Raw genomic sequence first — 17283 nt, forward strand, 5'->3', positions numbered from 1 at the left:
ACCGAGCGCGATACCGGGCCCGGAGGGGCAACACCGGTGCTCAGAAGCGGCCGGCAGTCGATCGCGGCCGGCCGCTCGCCGGGGACGGGGGCCGCCCGAGAGCGGTCCGTCCTACCGGGTGGGCGGGGGGCAGGTGGCGCGGGTGTCGGCTTCCTCCGCGCGCGGCCAGTGCCGTCCCTCGAGGGCCTCGGCGCTGCGGTTGAGGCGGACCAGGACGTCCTCCAGCTCCCGCACCTCCTCGGGGGACCAGTCGGCGACCACCCGGGCCAGGCAGGACCGGTTGACCTCACGGTCCGCGGCGAGCCGGCGCGCGCCTTCGGCGGTGATGCGCAGCTTGCGGGCCATGCCGCCGTCGGGGTCCGCAACGCGCTCGGCCAGGCCGCAGCGCAGCAGTGCGGCCGTCTGGCGGTTCACGGTCGAGGTGTCGAGCCCGAAGGCCTCCGCCAGCTGGCCGATGGACATGGGGCCCTGGGTGTCGATCCGGCTGAGCAGCAGGTACGCCGACCGCTCCAGGCGGTCGGGGTCGCGCTCGCGCAGGGCGAGCACCTGATGCCGCGAGAGCAGCATCAGCTCCCGCTCCAGTTTCTCCAGCACTGCGCCTCCCGCTCCTTCCGGCGCTCCATTATCGCGGACCGGCCAACCGAAAGCCGCGATATGCATGATACATGCTATGTGTATTATGCACTTCCCGTTGCCCCCTGACGAGCCACAGCCTCAAACCGGAGGACCCGCATGACCATCTCCACGTCCGCCGCCTCCCGCGCGGCCGAGATCCTGTCCCGGCCCGTCGCGCTGAACGGCCTGACCGTCCCCAACCGCATCGCGATGGCTCCGATGACGCGGATGTTCTCCCCGGGCGGCGTGCCCGGCGAGGACGTGCAGGCGTACTACGCCAGCCGGGCCGCGGCGGGTGTGGGCTTGATCGTCACCGAGGGCACCTATGTCGGTCACGAGTCCGCGGGGCAGAGTGACCGCGTGCCGCGGTTCCACGGCGAGGACCAGCTCGCGGGATGGGCGAAGGTCGCCGCGGCCGTGCACGAGGCGGGCGGCACGATCGTGCCTCAGCTGTGGCACATAGGCATGGTGCGCAAGCAGGGCGAGGCACCGTACGCCGACGCGCCCGCCGTCGGCCCCTCCGGCATCCGCGTGGACGGCACCGAGGGGACCGGCAAGGCGATGACCCGCGCCGACCTCGACGACGTCGTCGGCGCATTCGCGGACGCGGCCGCGGAGGCCGAGCGGATCGGCTTCGACGGCGTCGAACTGCACGGCGCCCACGGCTACTTGCTCGACCAGTTCCTGTGGGAGCGGACCAACCGCCGCACGGACGAGTACGGCGGCGACGCGGTGTCCCGTACGAAGTTCGCCGCGGAGATCGTGGCGGCGGTCCGCGAACGCGTCCAGGCCGACTTCCCGGTGATCTTCCGCTACTCGCAGTGGAAGCAGGAGGCCTACGACGCCCGGCTCGCGCAGACCCCGCAGGAGCTGGAGGCGATCCTGGCCCCGCTGACGGAGGCGGGCGTCGACGCGTTCCACGCCTCCACCCGGCGTTACTGGCTCCCTGAGTTCGAGGGCTCGGACCTGAACCTGGCGGGCTGGACCAAGAAGCTCACCGGCCGGCCGACCATCACCGTCGGCTCGGTCGGCCTCGACGGCGACTTCATCCGTGCCTTCGCCGGCGAGGGTGCGGCGCTCGGCGACATCGACAACCTCCTGGACCGCATGGAACGCGACGAGTTCGACATGGTCGCCGTCGGCCGAGCGCTGCTCCAGGACCCTCAGTGGGCGGCGAAGGTCCTCGGCAACCGCTTCGACGAGCTGCAGCCGTACGACCCGGCGGCGCTCAAGTCGCTCAGCCGGTAGCCGGTAGCCGGTAGCCGGTAGCCGGTAGCCGCAGCTGGTGGCCGCCCGGCCGGTCCGAGGAGGCCCCGCGGCACCGGTCCGCCGGCGTCACCACGCTCTCGGCCCGGTCAGGCCGGGTCCGCGGCCGGCGGGGCCGGTTGGCGGAAGAACACTGCCGACGCCAGGGTGATCCGGCAGCCGGGGCGCACCAGTTCGACGGTGTCGGGCCAGACCGAAGGATCCGGGAGGTCCAGGCACCGGGCAAGGCGCGCAGCGAAGCGGGGCATGACGGGAGCGGCGCCGTGCGCGAGGAGGCGGGCGGCGGCCAGCTCCAGTGCGACGGCCGTGCGGGTCTCGTCCGCCCAGGCCGGGTCGTCGGCGTGCAGCCGCTGCGCGGCGGAGAAGCGAACGGTGTCCTCGACCAGCCCGGTGAGGGCGGCCGCGGCGTCCCGCAGGGAGAAGCCCCCGGGGCCGAGCGCTCCGGTGACGGCGGCGAGGCGGGTGCCGAGCCGGGCGAGGAAGGCGGAGTGTTCGGGGGTCCAGTTCCCGGCGTCGGGGGCGTGGCCGCCGTGGTGCTTGGCGACCCGGGCGCCGAGGTCGTTCAGCCACTGCTGCCAGGTCCCGATGAGGGTGTCGTCGAGGGTGGCCTCGTAGGCGGCGCGCCGGAAGTCGGTGCGCCGGCCTTCGGGGCGGGTGGCGGCGAGGAAGTAGCGGACGGAGTCGACGGTGTCGGGGCTCAGGACCTCCTTGCCCCAGACGGCGTGCCGGCGGCTGGTGGAGAACTTGCTGCCCTCCAGCAGGTAGAACTCGTTGACGTGGTAGTCGATGTCGGGTTCCCAGCCGGGGAAGGCCAGCTTGTACAGGATCGGGTACAGCAGCGAGTGGTAGAAGCTGTTGTCGTAGCCGAAGAAGTGGACGATCTTCCAGTCCTGGGCGGGGTCGGCGGCCCGCCAGTCGCGGCCCAGGCGCGAGCCCAGTGACTGGATGCCGTGCAGGAAGCCGTAACTCATCTCCGGCCACACCCAGATGACCTGGCCCGGCACCTCTCCGTCGGCCGGGGCGACGCCCCAGGTGGAGGGGTGGGTGACGGGCAGGTCGAACCGTGGGCGGTCGAAGACGCGCCGGGCGAGATCGGCGAGACGGGCCGGAACCCGGCCGAGCCGGTGGTGTTCGCGGACGGTGTCGCGGAACGCGTGCACGGGCAGGGAGTAGCGGCTGATCCGCTCCCGGCGGGGCGCGGCGGAGGACCGCGCCGAGACGGGGGCGGTGAGGTCGTGCACCAGGTTCGGCTCGCCGCACTCCTCGCAGATGTTGCCGCCGGTGACCGCCGGGCAGTGCGGGCAGCCGCCGCTCACCTCGGCCTCGTACAGGTAACGGCCGCTCTCCGCGTCGACGAGGGCGTCGGCTTCGCGCACGCCGACGGCACCGGAGGCGGTGACGCGGGCGAAGAACTCCCGCAGGCCGTCCGCGTACTGGGGATCGGTGCTGGTGACCGTGTACTGGTCGACGGTGATGTCCATCAGCCGCAGGGTCTCGGCGATCTCCGCGCTGTAGTGCGCGGCGGTCTCGGCGGGGGTGCGGCCGTCGTGGAGGCCGGCGGCGGGCACGTAGCTCTGGTAGTCGTCGCTGCCGGTGAGGTGGTAGGCCTCGCCGCCGGTCATCCGCTGGAAGCGGACGTACGCGTCGGCGCCCAGATAGGGGCCGCAGAGGTGGCCCAGGTGCAGGTCCCCGTTGGGGGTGGGCGGGGTGGAGAAGACGAAGACCGGGCGGTCGCCGAAGGAGGCCCGCCGGATGTCGGCCGCCGATGCGAGGGCGCGGCCGGGGTCGCGCCAGTACTGGGTGACGAAGACCAGGTCGCAGTCGCCGGTGTTCTCCAGGACGTGCGACTCGAAGGGTTCGAAGAGGATGACGGTGCCGGGTTCCGCGGGGTGGCGGGCTCCGTCGACGTCGAACTCGCCCCGGCCCGCGACGATCACGAAGCACTCGGTCTCGTCGTGGTGGTGGCCGGTGGAGCGGACGCCGGGAGCCACCCGGCCCCAGCCCGCACCGACTCCGAGGCCGTCTATGGCGCTCATGTCGATGCCGAACGCCTCGCCGAGCACCTGCGGGTCATACCTGCTGATGATCATTTGATGTCCTTCGTCTCGTCCGCTGCGGAGGCCCGCAGGTGCAGGAGGCCGGCGGCATCCGCCGCGAGTGCGGGGGCGAGCCGGTAGCCGGAGCCACCGGCCGCGCCGGCGAAGACCAGGCGCCCCGCGGCATCGAGTGCCGTGACGACGGGGCCGGAGCCGCCGGGTTCGTAGGCGTCGCAGAAGACCCGTCCCGAGGCGCAGTGTGCGGCGAACTCGGGTGCGTACCCCGCGAGGAGCTCCCTCGCCTCGTGCAGGTTCTGCGGCGACACCCCGCCGCTCAGTCCGTCCGGAGTGACGTCCCATTCCGGGCAGGTGTAGCTGAACAGCCAGTGCCCGCGGTCGTGCAGGGGCAGGAGGAAGGCGTCCTCTTCGTGGAACACCACCGCGCCGTCCCCGGCGGACGTCGGCACGTCCACGTGCAGGGCCACGATCTTCTTCACGCGCAACCCGAGCGGTGCGAGGGCCTCGGCCCACGCCGGGTCGTCGAGCCAGGGCCCGGGGGCGAGCACCACCCGGCCGGCGGTGACCTCGTCGCCCGTGCCGAGGCGGAGCGTGACGCCGTCCGGGCCGGGTCGGACCGCGGTCACCCGTACGCCCTCCCGGAAGGCGGCGTACGGGCGCATGGCGCGGGCCAACTGGGCGGTGAACGCGCTCACGTCGGCGTACTGACAGCCGTCGGCCGTCCAGGCCGCCTTGCCGTCGGGCACCGTGACCCGGCGTGCGGCGACCGGGCCCGGGGCGGGGCGCAGCCGGGCGGCGGGCAGGTAGGCGGTGTGCAGCGCGGCCTGGGCGTCCGCGTCGGCAATCACCGTCATTCCGAGTGGGTGAACGGGTACGTCGGGCCGGGCCGCGCGCAGTTCCTGGTACCAGTCCTGGCTGTACGCGGTCATCCGCCGGACCCGCTCGGTGGCGCCGCGGGGGAAGTGCAGCCCGGCCGAGCGGCGGGTCGCGCCGGAGCCGACGGTGTCGCGGTCGAGGACCATGACGCCGGTGCCGGGGCTTTGGTGCAGGACCTCCCGGGCGGTCATGCAGCCGACGACCCCGGCGCCGACGACCGCCACGTCGACGTACGTGCTCCTCTCGTGGGCGGACCCGGCGGCCCGGGGCACGGCGAGGGCGGTGGGCGGGGAGTCCGCGCGGGCGCTCACCGGCCGTTCCACGTCTGCTTGGAGTCGGGTTTCGAGGACCACTCGACGAAGGAGGCCAGCGGATCGTCGCTGCGCACCCCGCGCAGCCGGTCCGCGATCCGGCGGCTGCGCCAGGCGTTGAGGCTTAGGTTCACGTCGGCGAGCCCGCGCTGGGCACGGACCGCGTTCTGCAAGAAGACGGCGTGCTGGGGCGGACCGTCCCAGCGGACGGCGAAGTCCTCGTCCACGCGGAATTCGTCGCCCTCGCGCTCCAGGCGCCCCGCGATGGGGGCGAGGAACGTGGCGGGCGCCGGCCGGAAGCCGGTGGCCCAGACGATGAGGTCGGCTTCGTGCTGTTCGGCGGCGTGCGGCTCGTCGTTGTGCCGGGCGGTGATCTCCCAATTGCCGCGGACGCCCCGGGTGACGGTGGTGACCTCGCGGTTCGGGTAGAGCCCGACCAGGTCGGGCAGCCCCTCGACGAACCGGTGGACGTACAGCTGCTGGTAGATGGCGCGGAGCGTGTCCTCCGAGATCCCGTCGCTGCTGAGCAGGGTGTCCCGGTTGACCGCGCGCCGGGCGTCGGCGGGCAGACGGTAGAAATGGTCCGAGAAGGACGGCGTGTAGAAGTCGTTGGTGAACGGCGAATCGTCGATCGGGAGGTAGGTGCGGCGCCGGGAGAGCCATGAGATCCGCCGCGGCCGGTCCGCCGCGGGGCGGGTGATGAGGTCGAGGAACGCCTCTGCGCCCGACTGTCCGCCACCGACGACCGTGACCCGTTTGCCGGCCAGATCCACGGCCTTCATGATGAACTCGCTGACGTGGAACTGCGTGGGACCGAGCAGTTCGCGGGCCTGCGGTGGGACGTACGGGCTGCTGCCGACACCGACCACGATGTTGTCGGCGGTGATCGTGCGCCGGCTCGTGCGGACCCGGAAGACCCGGTCGAAAGCGACCTCGTGGACCTCCTCGCCGAAGACGACGTGCGGGTTGCGTTCGGCGGCCCAGGCCAGGTAGTTGCGGAACTCCTGGCGCGGGACGGCGGAGAACTGGGCGTTCAGGAAGTGGTGGACGCGGCCTTGCTCATGAAGGTACGAGAGGAAGGAGAAGCGATTCGTCGGATCGGCGAGGCTCACGAGGTCCTTGAACAGGGAGACCTGGAGGGTGCTCCCGGGCATCTGCTGGCCGTCGTGCCAGGCGAACGCCTCCTTCCGGTCGAGGAAGAGGTTGGGCACGTCGGCGTGATCGTGGAGCAGTGACGCAAGGCTGAGGTTCGCGGGTCCCACGCCGACACCGACGCACCGGTAGTGCACGGGCGGGTGGCCGCGGCTCTCGTTCCCCATATCAGGCCCCTTCCTTCGCATGTGAGTGGGTATCAGGAGGTCGTTCGGTCGATCACGGGCATGGATCGCTCAGCGTCCGCACCACCGCGGCATTCGGCGCGCATCACACGGCCTGCTCCCGCAAGAAGGTCGCGATGCCGTGCTCCCGCAGGAAGTCCAGCCAGCGGGCTGCTTGCGGGCCTTCCGCCGCGCACTGCAAGCCGGCCGCCAGCTCGCCGTCCAGCACCCGGGTCACGCCGTGGGCGAGCGGCAGCGAGACGCAGAGCGCCATCGCGCTCTCGCGGGCGGTGCCCGTGATGTCGAGCAGGCCCTCGCCCCGCCAGCCGGGCCCGCCGTGCTCGGTGCCGAGGGTCAGGGAGACGGCGAGGACGACCCGGTCGCGGTCCTCCCCCGTGGCCGGGTAGCGCTCGGCGAGGTCCTGGGCGAGGGCGCGGACCTGGTCGGGGTCCCCCGTCTCCACGGTGCGGAAGACCGGCTGCCAGGCCGCCCGCCAGCCGCTGCTGCGCAGCGTGCCGCGGATGAAGGTGCGCAGCCGCCAGCCGTCCGGAATCGCGTACTGGGCGGTGAAGGGCACGCTGTCGCGGTTCGGGTACGCCTCGAAGTCCTCGCCGTCGAGCCGCAGCGCGCGCGTGGCCTCCCAGGGGCGGTCGCTGGTGCGTACCGCGCCCTCCTCGATGTAGCGGGCGGGCTGGGCGAGGGCCGACAGGACACCGTACGGGGCCCAGCTGAAGCGGTAGCGGAACGCGTTGGGCACGGCCGGGAGCCCACCGCAGTACGAGGTCAGGTCGACGGGTCCGGCGCTGTCTCCGACGGCCTTTCGGGCAGCGGACACCAGTTCGTGTGCGAGGAGGTGGTCGATGCCGGGGTCGAGTCCCGCTTCGGTCAGGACGACGAGCCCGGCACGGCCCGCTTCTGCCGCCAGGCTGCGCAGTTCGCCGGTGGCGTAGCTGGTGCAGGCGAAGTGCGCACCGCGCGAGATCGCCAGCCGCAGCAGTGCCGCGTGCTCGGTGGCCGGCAGCATCGACACCAGGGTGTGGCCCGGCCCCAGCAGGTCCGGCAGGTCCCCGGCGTCCAGGCCGTGCGGTTCGGCGCGGCCGGTCAGCCCGAGCCGGTCGAGCAGTGCCGTGGCCTTGGCCCGCGTACGGCCCCATACGAGGACCCGGCCGGCCTGCTCGCACAGCAGGCCGAGCCCGCTGCGGCCGACGGACAGGCCGGTACCGGTCCAGTGCACGGTGCGCTCGGGGTCGGCCGGGAGGGGGCGGGCGGCATCCGGCAGGGCATCGGACATCGGGGGGTCCTCCTTGACGTGCTCGGCGGGACGGATCCGGCTTGCTGCGGCCCGGTGCCGCCGCGTCCAGGGCGGGGAACCGGGGCCGGGGTGAGGGGGGCTCGGGGTACGGGGCCGGTCAGCGTCCGGCCGGGAAGGGGGTCGGGGTGTCCGGCGTGCCGGTACCCTGCGCACGCCACCAGGCCCGGCCCTCTTCGGGGAGGGTGTAGAGCGGGTCGTAGTACTCGTGGAGCCGGTCGAGGTCGTCCTCGTTCCCGCTGTCCGCGGTGGTGCGGTAGTTCTTCGCCCAGTACGAGATCCCGCGTACCCGGTCGTAGTCCGACAGCTGGTGCACCCATCGTTTGCCGACGAACGGTACGTCGCACACGATCCGCGGGGTGGCGAAGCCGGGCAGGTAGCCCATGATCGCGTGCTGGAGGTCCTGGGCCTCGGCGACCGACGTCCGCCAGTGTTCACTGAACGGGATCATGTCGCACATGTAGAAGTAGTAGGGCATGATGCCGGCCCGGTCGAGCAGCGCGAAGCACAGGTCCAGCAGGGCCGGCGGAGTGTCGTTGACGGTGCGCAGGAGCACGGCCTGGTTGCGGATGTCCCGCAGTCCGGCGTCGAGCAGCAGCCGGGCGGCTTCCGAGACGCCTGTGGTGATCTGCTGGGCGGCGTTGGCGTGGGTGTGCAGCGCGATCTGCACTCCGCGGGCGCGCGCGGTGGCGGTCAGCCGCGCGATGCCGTCGAGCACGGGTGCGGCCGTCCAGTGCTGGGGCAGTCCGACGAGGGCCTTGCTGGCGAGCCGGACGTCCCGGACCGACTCGATGTCGAGCAGGGACTCGACGAAGGATTCGACGCGGGGCCAGGGGACGTTCGCGACGTCGCCGCCGGAGACGACCACGTCACGGACGGCCGGTGTCTTGCGCAGGTAGTCGATCATGGCCTGGAGCCGGGCGCCGGGTTTGAGGGCGAAGCTCGCCTTGGTGATCTGGGTGGTGGAGTTGCCGACGAGGTCCATACGGGTGCAGTGCCCGCAGTACTGCGGGCAGGTGGCGACCAGTTCGGCGAGGACCTTGGTGGGGTAGCGGTGCGTCAGGCCCTCCGTGGCCCACATGTCGCGCTCGTGCAGGGAGTCCCGCTCGGCCTTGGGGTGGGAGGGGTGGTCGGTCCGGCGGTCGGAGAACACCGGGAGCATGTAGCGGCGTACCGGGTCGGCGTAGTAGGCGTCGGTGAGGCTGTCGGCGCCGGTGGCCGCGACGCCCGGGGCAATGGTGTTGATCATGTACGGAGTGACCAGAATGGACATCGTGGCCCGCTCGCGCTGGTCGCGCTCGAGGTCGGCCAGGAAGCGGTCGCCGAGCGCGGGTCCCGTCACCTCGCGGAGCTGGCGGAGGTTCTTGACGCAGTGGGCCCGTTGCCACTGCGCCGAGCCCCACTCCTCCTCCGTGACGTCCCGCCAGCCGGGTAATCGGCGGTGGTCGGGCTCCAGGGCCGGGCTGTGGGCATAGGCGTAGGGCTGCGGCAGGCCGTCGAGCATGGCGGGGTCCTCTCCATCGGTCCCGCGCGGTGCGGGAGGCAGGACGCGCTGTGCTGTTGGGGCGCGGTGGCGGCGAGCAGCCGCCACCGCCGTGGGGGTGGGGGGCGTGCGGCGCGGTCAGGCCTTGCCGCCGCCGGGTCCGACGAGGGCGAAGTCGGGAGCGCAGACGGTGGATCCGGTCGAAGCCTCCTCCAGGGTGTGCGCGCCGCCCAGGGTCCGCCGGTAGGGCTCGCTGAGCTCCGTCAGCACGTCGTCCAGCGGCTGGTGCACGCGCGGTAGCCGGGCGAGCGCCGCCTCCACCCGGGTGCGCCAGCGCTCGCGGATCCGGGGGTCGGCGCCCTGTGCGGTGGTGACGGTCCCCCGGCAGCCCGGGGACGCGCAACGGCACTCCATGCTCCAGTCGCCGTCCTCCGTGAAGGTGGCGTAGTCGCAGGTCACTTCCTCGCCCGGCGCTATGTCCCGTACGGCCACGCCGAAGTCCAGTCCGAGATCGAGGACGTTGGCCTCGCAGGAGTGGTTCATCAGGTACGCGCCGAGGCAGGGCAGCAGCAGACTGCCGTCGGCGAGCAGGTGGCCGTAGGTGTCGAGCCGTTCGAAACGGTCCGGGGGCAGGTCCGCGACCTGTTCCTTGGTCCAGCGGGAGCACGTGGTGCAGGGGCACCACACCGCCGTTCCGGCCGGGATCGGCCGGGTGGCGAACAGCCCCACGTTGTGGGTGCGGCTGGCGCGGACGTCGATCCCACTCGTCAGCACGGGATCACGCCAGTTTCAGGGTGTCGGCGAGCAGGGCCTCCAGGTCCTCGGTCCGCTCCCGCGTTGGGCCGAGGACGAGGTAGCGCCACTTTCCGTCGAAGGCCAGGGTGTCGGCGGTGAGGACGACGCCCTCGTCGGCTCCGGGGGTGAAGTCCAGTCCGGCGGCCCGCACCCGGGCCAGCCCGGCTGCGAAGTCGGCTTCGACGCCGCCGGGCCGCGAGTCGGCGATCCACACCGAGGCGGCTGCCCGCTCCTCGCCGAGCAGCCGGCGCACGAGCAGGTCCAGGTAGGTGCATCCGGTCTTGCGGACGTTGCTCTCAGTGGCGTAGAGGGTGTCGTCGGCGGTGATGCCGCCGTCGATGTCGAACGGGCCGCGGTAGCCCGCCGCGTGGAGACGACGGCCGAGGGCGAGGCCGCCCCTCACCAGCTCGTCGGTCGCGCCGGAGCTCGCCACGAGCGGCGTGACCTGGCCGCTGAAGCTGCCGTTGGGTGTGCGCATCTCGCCGACGTGCAGGACTTGCGGACCGGCGGCGTACACCTCCATCTCGACGGTGACCACTCGGGCGAAGTCGAGGCGTTCCTCGACGACCCAGCCGGGCGGCTGCTCGGCGACCGAGTCGAGGTAGACGGCGAGGTCGGCGTCGAGACGGGGGAGGTCGGCGGCTTCCCAGAAGCGGACCCCGTAGCCGTTGGAGCCGCGGACCGGCTTGACGACGGCGGCGCCCTTGGTGTCGAGCACCTTGCGCAGGGCGGCCGCGAGGTCCTGGGGCCCGGCACAGGTGTGGCCCTCGGCGACGCGGATCCCGAGCTCGGTGGCGATCCGCCGGAACCCGCTCTTGGTGTTGACGGCGTACACGGCCCCGACAGCGTCGTCCGGGACGCCGGACTCCTCGTAGCCCTCGACAGGGACGCCCAGTTCGGCTGCGAGGTCGAGGGCCGGGCGGTCCTGGGCGAATGCCTGGAAGCGGATGCCGGGCCGGCTCCGCGCCTCCTCGCGCAACCGGTCGACGAGTCCGTTGGCGCGGACGGCGGAGGTGAGGGTGGCGAGGCCCTCGCTGGGCGCGTCGAGCAGGGTCACGTCCGAGGGGGCGAAACCGAGCAGTTCGCAGGCGTAGTCGCACAAGGGCCCGGACATCGCGCGCGGGGTGACGAGCACGTCGCCGGGGCGGGTGAGCCAGATCTTGCGCGGGGACACGGCGACGAGGGCGTCGGCGTGCCGGTGTACGGGGACGGTGACCATGAGCTCGTTGACGAAGTTGCCGAAGACGAGCAGGGGGTAATCGCGCCGCGAGGCGGTGCTCGGCACGGCGGTACCCGTGTTGCCGGTGGTCCCTGTGGTGTCCATGCCCTTCACTCCCCCGCCTTGACGCCGCCGTAGATGGCGTGACCGGCCTTCATCCAGTACACGTCGACTTCCTGGAAGCCCGCCGCGCTCAGCCACTGGAGCTGCTCGGAGAGCGGGGACGGCTTGTCGAGTTCGTCCGGGTACTCGAAGCAGCTCCATTCGAGGGCGTGGAACTTTTCGTAGGGGCCGGTGCCGCCCGTCCCGGCGAGGGCCTGGTCGCGTACGGACTCGTTCCACATGCGGCGGGCCAGTGCGAGGCCCCGGTCGCCGGTGGGCCGGACGAGGTCGGCGATGACCAGGGCCCCGCCGGGCCGCAGCAGGGCGTGCACGTCGCGGAAGAGTTCCCTCTTCCCGCCACCGTCGAGGTGGTGGACGGCCAGCGAGGAGACGACGGCGGCCGGCGCCACGGCGCGTCGGCGCCACGACCGGTCCGGGAGATCGAACTGTTCGGTGCGGAAGCGGGCTCCGTGCCCGGCGAGTTCCTTCGCGGCTACGCCCAGCATCGTGGAGCTGAGGTCCATACCGACGACGGTGGCCAGCGGGAAGGCCCGCAACAGCGTGTCGCTCAGCCGCCCTTGGCCGCAGCACAGGTCGAGGATCTCGGCCGGCTCTTCGATCGGGGGGATCAGCGAGGCGACGACGTCCATCTGGACGCCGCGCTCGGGAACGAAGTAGTCACCGAGCTCGATGAACTCACTCGAATCGGTCTCTTCCCAGTCCTCTTGCACGCTCATGCGGTTCCTTCCCCGTTCATCTCGTGACAGCGAAGTCAGCAGAATGGCGCGCGAAAGCGCACGCACCGTGAATGGAAAATGAAAGATCGTCACATCGTCGGCGTCCGACGACTGTGCACGTACCGGCGTGGCGGAAGAAATCCCAACGCACCGGTATGACTATATCCGACTCTTCGGCTCAGTAGAGGAATTGACGTACGGACTTCAAAACGTGTTCCGTTGCGTCCGCATGGCACATGTGACCGGCTCCCGCGATGACTTCGCCGGTGCCGAGCACGACCGATTCGGTCAGCAGGGCGACGTGCTCCGGACCTGCCCATCCGTCCAGGTCCCCGGCAAGTGCCAGGGTCGGGCATCTGACGGCCGAGAGGTGCTCCATCTCCCGGTCAAGGACCGGAAAGACGATGTCGTTGAAGTAACGCAGGGCGTCCACATTCGCGGACCACCCGGCCAGTCTCGCCTGCCAGGCGGCGACGCGCTCCGTCATCGGCCCCACCCACAGCGGGATCACCTCGGCGATGAGCCGGCCGAGGGCCGCGTCGTCCGCCGGATAGGCATCGCCCTGGGCCTCCAGCGCGGCGAGAGCCGGCGCGACGGCGGTCTCCGCTTGCCGGGCCCGGCCGAACTCCTCCGCTTGCGCCTCCGCCCGGTCGCCCCCGTACGCCGGAGTGGCCAGCAGCACGAGTCTGCGTACGAGGTCCGGGTACCGGGCGGCCGTCAGCGAGGCCACCGCGCCGCCATGGGAGTGCCCGAGCAGGTCCACCGGCCCGCCGCCCGCCTCGCGGCGAATCCAGGCCGCGAGGTCGGCGGCGTACGACTCCAGCGCGTAGTCCCCGTCCGCGGGGCGCGGGCTGGCCCCGGCTCCCCTGGGGTGGACGATCGCCACCGTGCGGCTGTCCGCGAGGCCGTCCAGCGGTTCGAGGTAGCGGGGATCCATGCCCGGCCCTCCCGGGTGGCACACGACCAGCGGGCCGCTGCCGCGCCAGGTCGTGGCGAGCGGTACCACGGCGGGCGGTGCGGGAGCCATCAGCCCTCCTTGGGGACGAGAAGCCGGGCGCAGACCGCGGCTGCCAGCGCCAGCGCCGCGGCAACGGCCAGGGCCCGGGCCGGGGAGCCGTTGTCGACGACGACACCGCCAAGGGAGGTGCCCACGGGGAAGCCGATCAGGTTCACGCTGATCGACACCGTCATCACCCGGCCCAGCCGCTCCGGTTCGGTGCGCCGCAGCCGCAGCGACATCAGACTGACGTTGACCGTGCCCTCCATCACCCCGAACAGGGCGAGGCCCGTGCCCAGCGCCACGAGCGAGCCGAGGGCGCTGACGGGGTAGACGGCGACGGCCGACAGGACGAGGGCGCCGACCATGAAGCGGCGCTCCAGCCCGGCGCGCACGTACTTGCCCGCGAGCAGCGCGCCCGTACCGCCCGCCAGACCCAGTACGGCCCAGATCAGACCGACGTAGCGGCTGGAGGACGTCTCGTCGGCCACGTGGCCGGCCACCGCGACCGGGACGATGATCACGAGCATCCCGTACGCCACTTGGAAGACGGCGTACGAAGCCGCGAGGCCGCGCAGCGTCGCATTGCGCAGCAGGTACGTGATCCCCTCCCAGGCGGATCGCAGCAGGTGCTGCACGGGCTCCTGCGGAGCCGCATCCTGTGCCACGCCCCGGTCGGCGTCCGCCTTGGCCGTACCGCCGCGCAGCAGCGAGAGGCTCAGCGCGGCGAGACCGTACATGGCGGCGACCGTGAGCAGCGCCGGGTTGGCCCCGGACAGCGCGAAGAGGCCACCCGCCACGAGCGGCCCGCCGACTTCGATCACCGAATACGTGCTCAGATCCAGTGCGTTGGCGCGGTCGTAGGCCGCGTCGGGGACGAACTGCGGGAACAGGGTGCGGATGCCGCCGTCGGTGAGCGGGCTGGTGATCGAGAACAGAGCCAGCATGAGGTAGAGGACGGCCGGGGTGAGCTGGCCGAAGACGGAGAGGACGGCTATCGCGCCGACGAGTACGGCGCTGACCGTGGTGTCCATGGCCACGGCCCGCAAGGCCCCGAAGCGGTCGAGCACGGCGCCGGCGAGCGGGCTCACGAGGAAGCCGGGAAGCGTCAGGAACGCGCCGCTGAGACCGGCGACCTCGGCCGAGTCGAACTCGGCGATCGCGTACAGCACGACGACGAAGAGCAGCATGCCGTGCGCGAGCCGGGACAGGCAGGCGGCCAACAGCAATTGGGGAACGTTGCGGCTCGTCAGCACCTTGCGGTACGTGACTGATGGAATGTCTGCTTCCTGTAAGTCGCTTGGTCGTGGGGTCATGGTGTCGCGATCACCTGCTGCTCATCTCCTGAGGGCGAAGGTGAAATGAAGAGGTCCCGGACAGCCTGACATGTTGCCATGCGCGGACGCCCTGTGGAAGTCTCCCGGAGATCACCGATAATCGTGAACAAGTCGGAAGTGGCCGGAAATCGCGCATGGATGGAATGAGAATCCGACCCGGTGACGATCTCTTTATCGTCGACTTGTGGCCGACCTGGCGCCGGCCGTCTTCACACCCCCGGAGCGGACGAGGAGAAGACCACTGTGACCGCACCCGAACCAGTACCGCCGGACCGCCCCGATCTCGACGTTCTCTATATCGGATGGCAGCGCGAGGCTGTCGAAGCGCTTCGTGATCTCGGGGCGGGTGTGACATGCGTGGTCTCTTTCGCTGACCGCTTCAAGCCATCCGAGGAGGGGTTCACGGGCACGGTCGCGGTCGCCCGCGACCACACCTCGGTGGAGGAGGTGCTCGGCGCCCTGGCCGATCTGCGTCTTGCGCCGTCCGCCTTCCTGACCGTGTGCACCGAGGACGAGTTCGCGATCGTGACAGCCGCCGTTCTCGCGGAGCTCGGCTGTGCGCAAGGCTTCCTCACGCCCGCCGTCGCGCTCGCCCTGCGCGACAAGGGCCTGCAGAAGCAGCGGGTACGGGACGCCGGGCTGCCGGTGGCGGACAGCGCGCGCTTCTGCGGCCTGGACGCACTGGCCGGGGCTGTGGAGACCGGTTCGGTCGCACTCCCGGTCGTGGTGAAGCCGCCGGCCGGAGCGGGCTCGGTCCATACCCGCGTCGTCCGCGACGCGGCGGAACTGGACGCCTTCGCCCGGGACGTGGGGAACGCCCCCGGGCCCTGGCTGATCGAATCGTTCGTCCCCGGCGAGGAGTTGCACGTCGACGGAGCCGTCCGGGACGGTCGGATCGTCGTCGTGTCGGTGAGCCGGTACCTGCACAACGTGGTCGAGGTGCACCGGGGCCGGCTCGTCGCCTCCGCCACCCTGGACGCCGGCTCCGGCAAGGCCCTGCCGGATGCGCTGGCCGCCCTGACCGAGCGTGCGCTGTGCGCGATCGGACACACCGACGGGGTGTTCCACCTGGAGGCGTTCCACCACGAAGGCGCCCTGGTCTTCGGCGAGTGCGCCGGGCGCATCGGCGGCGGCATGATCCTGGAGGCGGTGCGGGGGAAGTACGGAGTGGACCTCTACCGGGAATGGGCCGCTGCGGCCCTCGGGCTGCCCTCACCGGCGGCGGACGGGGGCGGCACGCCGGGTGCCGGTCCGCAGAAGGACTCCTTCGGCTGGGTCAATCTGGCCGCGCCACCGGGCCGGATCCGGGTCCTGCCTTCGCAGACCTCCATCGAGAACCGACCGGGGGTGGTCCAGGCGCAGCTCTGGGCCAAGGAGGGCGACCGGATCGGGGACATGCGCGAGGGCTCCCACCTGCTGGTGGCGAAGGCACTGGTACGGGCGCCCGCCGAGGCGGAGGTACGGGAGCGGCTGGCCGAGGTCGGGCAGTGGTTCTCGGCGGCCCTGGACATGGAGCCCGCCCCCGTCGCCGACGCGGAAGGCGGCGGTTCGGATGTCTGACGCCCGCGAGCCCGAGGTCCGCGCGCTCTCGCTCGCCGAGGCCGGCAAACTCACCCCCTGGGCCGCCCTGTGCGGCTCCGCGGACCTGTTCTGCTCCCCGCGGTGGCTGGCCGTGGAGCAGGCGGCCGCCGGTCCCTGGGTGCCGACGGCCGCCCAATGCCTGGCCGTTGCTGCGCCTGCGTCCGAGTCCGCCTCACCGTCTGCCGCGGACGACGAGCGGCTGCTGGCGGGGATCACCCTGCAGCGCTTCGACCGGTCCGTGGACGACGACACGGTCCGGCTCGACAAGATGCTGGTCCCTGGGGCGGCAACGAGCGCGCGGGAACTGGCCGCAGTACTGCTGCCGTCCCTGATGTGCGGCGGATGGTTCAACTCCAGGGTGCTGATCGCCCCCGGCCTGCCGGAGCCCGAGCGCCCGTCGGCACGCCGGTCCCTGATCAGCGCCGCGATCAGCACCGCGCGGTCCTGGGACTGCCCGGCCGTCTTCCTCCCGTACGTGGACGCGGCCGACCGGGGGCTGCGCTCCGATCTGCGTGCGGCCGGATTCACGGAGTTCCCGGCTCCGGCGCGGCACGTCTTCGACTGCGACCATCCCGGACACGCCGCCTACGTGGAGACCCTGCCCTCGCGGCGCAAGGTCCGGCTGCGCAAGGAGCTGCGGCAGTTCGCGCAGGCCGGGGTGGTCACGGCGCACTCCCCGCTCGACGGGTCCAACGTGGAGCGGATCGCGGCCCTGGCGCACAGCCTGGAGCAGAAGTACGGACAAGTCTCCTCCCAGGAGCAGTTGACCGAGTGGTTCACGGCGATCGCGGTGAACACGGACGCATCCGTGTTCACCGCGGCGTTGGACGGCCGGTTGTTCGCCATGTCGATGTGGCTGCGCCACGAGGAGCGGCTGTACGGCTTCCACGCGGGCTTCGACTACGAGGTGGGCGCGGGCCTGCCCATGTACGCGGTGGTCGGCTACCACCTTCCCATCGCGTACGCCTGCGCCGAGCCGGGGCTGCGGACAATGGAGTACGGGATCAGCGCGGACGAGGCGAAGCTGCTGCGCGGCACCGAGGCGATGCCGCAGGTACTGGCCGTCAAAGCGCTGACCGGGCCGGCCGAGCGGGCGCTCGCCGCGTGCGCGCCCGCGGATCCCGACCGGTAACGGCTCCCGTAGCCCGGCACCCGACCTGCCCCGCCACGGCACGGCACGGCACGGCACGGCACGGCACGGCACGGCACGGCACGGAACCCCACCATCGATGTGTGTCGATTCGTAATGTCGGCGAGCCGCTTCCGGCTTTACCGGCGCATTACT

Annotated in this window: 14 protein-coding genes; 3 read left to right on the forward strand and 11 right to left on the reverse strand. The window is 71.9% G+C overall.

The window, feature by feature from the left end; translation table 11 throughout:
- Nucleotides 1-111 precede the first annotated feature (111 nt).
- Complete coding sequence (locus IE207_RS09960) at nucleotides 112-567, reverse strand: MarR family winged helix-turn-helix transcriptional regulator (RefSeq protein WP_190184194.1); 456 nt, start codon at nucleotides 565-567, stop codon at nucleotides 112-114.
- A gap of 165 nt (nucleotides 568-732) precedes the next feature.
- Here IE207_RS09960 and IE207_RS09965 point away from each other — a divergent pair, with 165 nt between their 5' ends.
- Nucleotides 733-1863 carry an NADH:flavin oxidoreductase gene (locus IE207_RS09965; RefSeq protein WP_190183716.1) on the forward strand — a complete coding sequence of 377 codons (1131 nt, stop codon included), beginning with the start codon at nucleotides 733-735 and terminating at the stop codon, nucleotides 1861-1863.
- Nucleotides 1864-1970: 107 nt separating this feature from the next.
- Here the strand turns inward: IE207_RS09965 and IE207_RS09970 are convergent, their stop codons facing one another.
- From IE207_RS09970 to IE207_RS10015, 10 genes are all read right to left on the reverse strand, one after another.
- Nucleotides 1971-3971 carry a class I tRNA ligase family protein gene (locus tag IE207_RS09970; RefSeq protein WP_190183717.1) on the reverse strand — a complete coding sequence of 667 codons (2001 nt, stop codon included), beginning with the start codon at nucleotides 3969-3971 and terminating at the stop codon, nucleotides 1971-1973.
- Nucleotides 3968-5122, reverse strand: coding sequence for an NAD(P)/FAD-dependent oxidoreductase (locus IE207_RS09975; protein WP_229873581.1), 1155 nt, complete (start codon nucleotides 5120-5122; stop codon nucleotides 3968-3970). Before IE207_RS09975 ends, IE207_RS09970 begins: the two co-directional genes overlap by 4 nt.
- Nucleotides 5119-6441 (reverse strand): lysine N(6)-hydroxylase/L-ornithine N(5)-oxygenase family protein, encoded by a 1323-nt coding sequence (locus IE207_RS09980; RefSeq protein ID WP_190183718.1) that lies wholly within the window; start codon nucleotides 6439-6441, stop codon nucleotides 5119-5121. Before IE207_RS09980 ends, IE207_RS09975 begins: the two co-directional genes overlap by 4 nt.
- A 103-nt stretch (nucleotides 6442-6544) precedes the next feature.
- Nucleotides 6545-7729 carry a saccharopine dehydrogenase family protein gene (locus IE207_RS09985; protein WP_190183719.1) on the reverse strand — a complete coding sequence of 395 codons (1185 nt, stop codon included), beginning with the start codon at nucleotides 7727-7729 and terminating at the stop codon, nucleotides 6545-6547.
- A gap of 118 nt (nucleotides 7730-7847) precedes the next feature.
- The gene (locus tag IE207_RS09990) at nucleotides 7848-9251 is read right to left on the reverse strand and encodes a KamA family radical SAM protein (protein WP_190183720.1); all 1404 of its coding nucleotides are present in this window, start codon (nucleotides 9249-9251) and stop codon (nucleotides 7848-7850) included.
- A 117-nt stretch (nucleotides 9252-9368) separates the two neighbouring features.
- The gene (locus IE207_RS09995; RefSeq protein WP_190183721.1) at nucleotides 9369-10004 is read right to left on the reverse strand and encodes an SET domain-containing protein; all 636 of its coding nucleotides are present in this window, start codon (nucleotides 10002-10004) and stop codon (nucleotides 9369-9371) included.
- A gap of 4 nt (nucleotides 10005-10008) precedes the next feature.
- The gene (locus tag IE207_RS10000; protein ID WP_190183722.1) at nucleotides 10009-11349 is read right to left on the reverse strand and encodes a preATP grasp domain-containing protein; all 1341 of its coding nucleotides are present in this window, start codon (nucleotides 11347-11349) and stop codon (nucleotides 10009-10011) included.
- A 5-nt stretch (nucleotides 11350-11354) separates the two neighbouring features.
- Entirely contained in the window at nucleotides 11355-12083 is a 729-nt protein-coding gene (locus IE207_RS10005) for a class I SAM-dependent methyltransferase (RefSeq protein WP_190183723.1), read from the reverse strand.
- Between the two features lie 178 nt (nucleotides 12084-12261).
- Entirely contained in the window at nucleotides 12262-13110 is an 849-nt protein-coding gene (locus IE207_RS10010; protein WP_190183724.1) for an alpha/beta fold hydrolase, read from the reverse strand.
- Nucleotides 13110-14336, reverse strand: coding sequence for an MFS transporter (locus IE207_RS10015; protein ID WP_190183725.1), 1227 nt, complete (start codon nucleotides 14334-14336; stop codon nucleotides 13110-13112). The genes IE207_RS10010 and IE207_RS10015 overlap by 1 nt, the downstream gene beginning before the upstream one ends.
- 438 nt (nucleotides 14337-14774) lie before the next feature.
- Here IE207_RS10015 and IE207_RS10020 point away from each other — a divergent pair, with 438 nt between their 5' ends.
- Nucleotides 14775-15977, forward strand: coding sequence for an ATP-grasp domain-containing protein (locus tag IE207_RS10020; protein ID WP_190183726.1), 1203 nt, complete (start codon nucleotides 14775-14777; stop codon nucleotides 15975-15977).
- Nucleotides 15970-17130: a GNAT family N-acetyltransferase gene (locus IE207_RS10025; RefSeq protein WP_190183727.1), complete on the forward strand. Its 1161-nt coding sequence runs from the start codon at nucleotides 15970-15972 to the stop codon at nucleotides 17128-17130. Before IE207_RS10020 ends, IE207_RS10025 begins: the two co-directional genes overlap by 8 nt.
- Nucleotides 17131-17283: the final 153 nt, after the last annotated feature.

The organism is Streptomyces cirratus, assembly GCF_014650775.1.
In the GTDB taxonomy this organism is placed as follows: domain Bacteria; phylum Actinomycetota; class Actinomycetes; order Streptomycetales; family Streptomycetaceae; genus Streptomyces; species Streptomyces cirratus.

Excerpts from the sequence above, each read along its gene's own strand:
- IE207_RS10005 (WP_190183723.1), bottom strand. The coding sequence starts at position 12,083 with ATGAGCGTGCAAGAGGACTGGGAAGAGACCGATTCGAGTGAGTTCATC.
- IE207_RS09980 (WP_190183718.1), bottom strand. The coding sequence starts at position 6,441 with ATGGGGAACGAGAGCCGCGGCCACCCGCCCGTGCACTACCGGTGCGTC.
- IE207_RS10025 (WP_190183727.1), top strand. The coding sequence starts at position 15,970 with ATGTCTGACGCCCGCGAGCCCGAGGTCCGCGCGCTCTCGCTCGCCGAG.
- IE207_RS09970 (WP_190183717.1), bottom strand. The coding sequence starts at position 3,971 with ATGATCATCAGCAGGTATGACCCGCAGGTGCTCGGCGAGGCGTTCGGC.
- IE207_RS09985 (WP_190183719.1), bottom strand. The coding sequence starts at position 7,729 with ATGTCCGATGCCCTGCCGGATGCCGCCCGCCCCCTCCCGGCCGACCCC.
- IE207_RS09960 (WP_190184194.1), bottom strand. The coding sequence starts at position 567 with ATGCTGCTCTCGCGGCATCAGGTGCTCGCCCTGCGCGAGCGCGACCCC.
- IE207_RS09990 (WP_190183720.1), bottom strand. The coding sequence starts at position 9,251 with ATGCTCGACGGCCTGCCGCAGCCCTACGCCTATGCCCACAGCCCGGCC.
- IE207_RS10000 (WP_190183722.1), bottom strand. The coding sequence starts at position 11,349 with ATGGACACCACAGGGACCACCGGCAACACGGGTACCGCCGTGCCGAGC.
- IE207_RS09965 (WP_190183716.1), top strand. The coding sequence starts at position 733 with ATGACCATCTCCACGTCCGCCGCCTCCCGCGCGGCCGAGATCCTGTCC.
- IE207_RS10010 (WP_190183724.1), bottom strand. The coding sequence starts at position 13,110 with ATGGCTCCCGCACCGCCCGCCGTGGTACCGCTCGCCACGACCTGGCGC.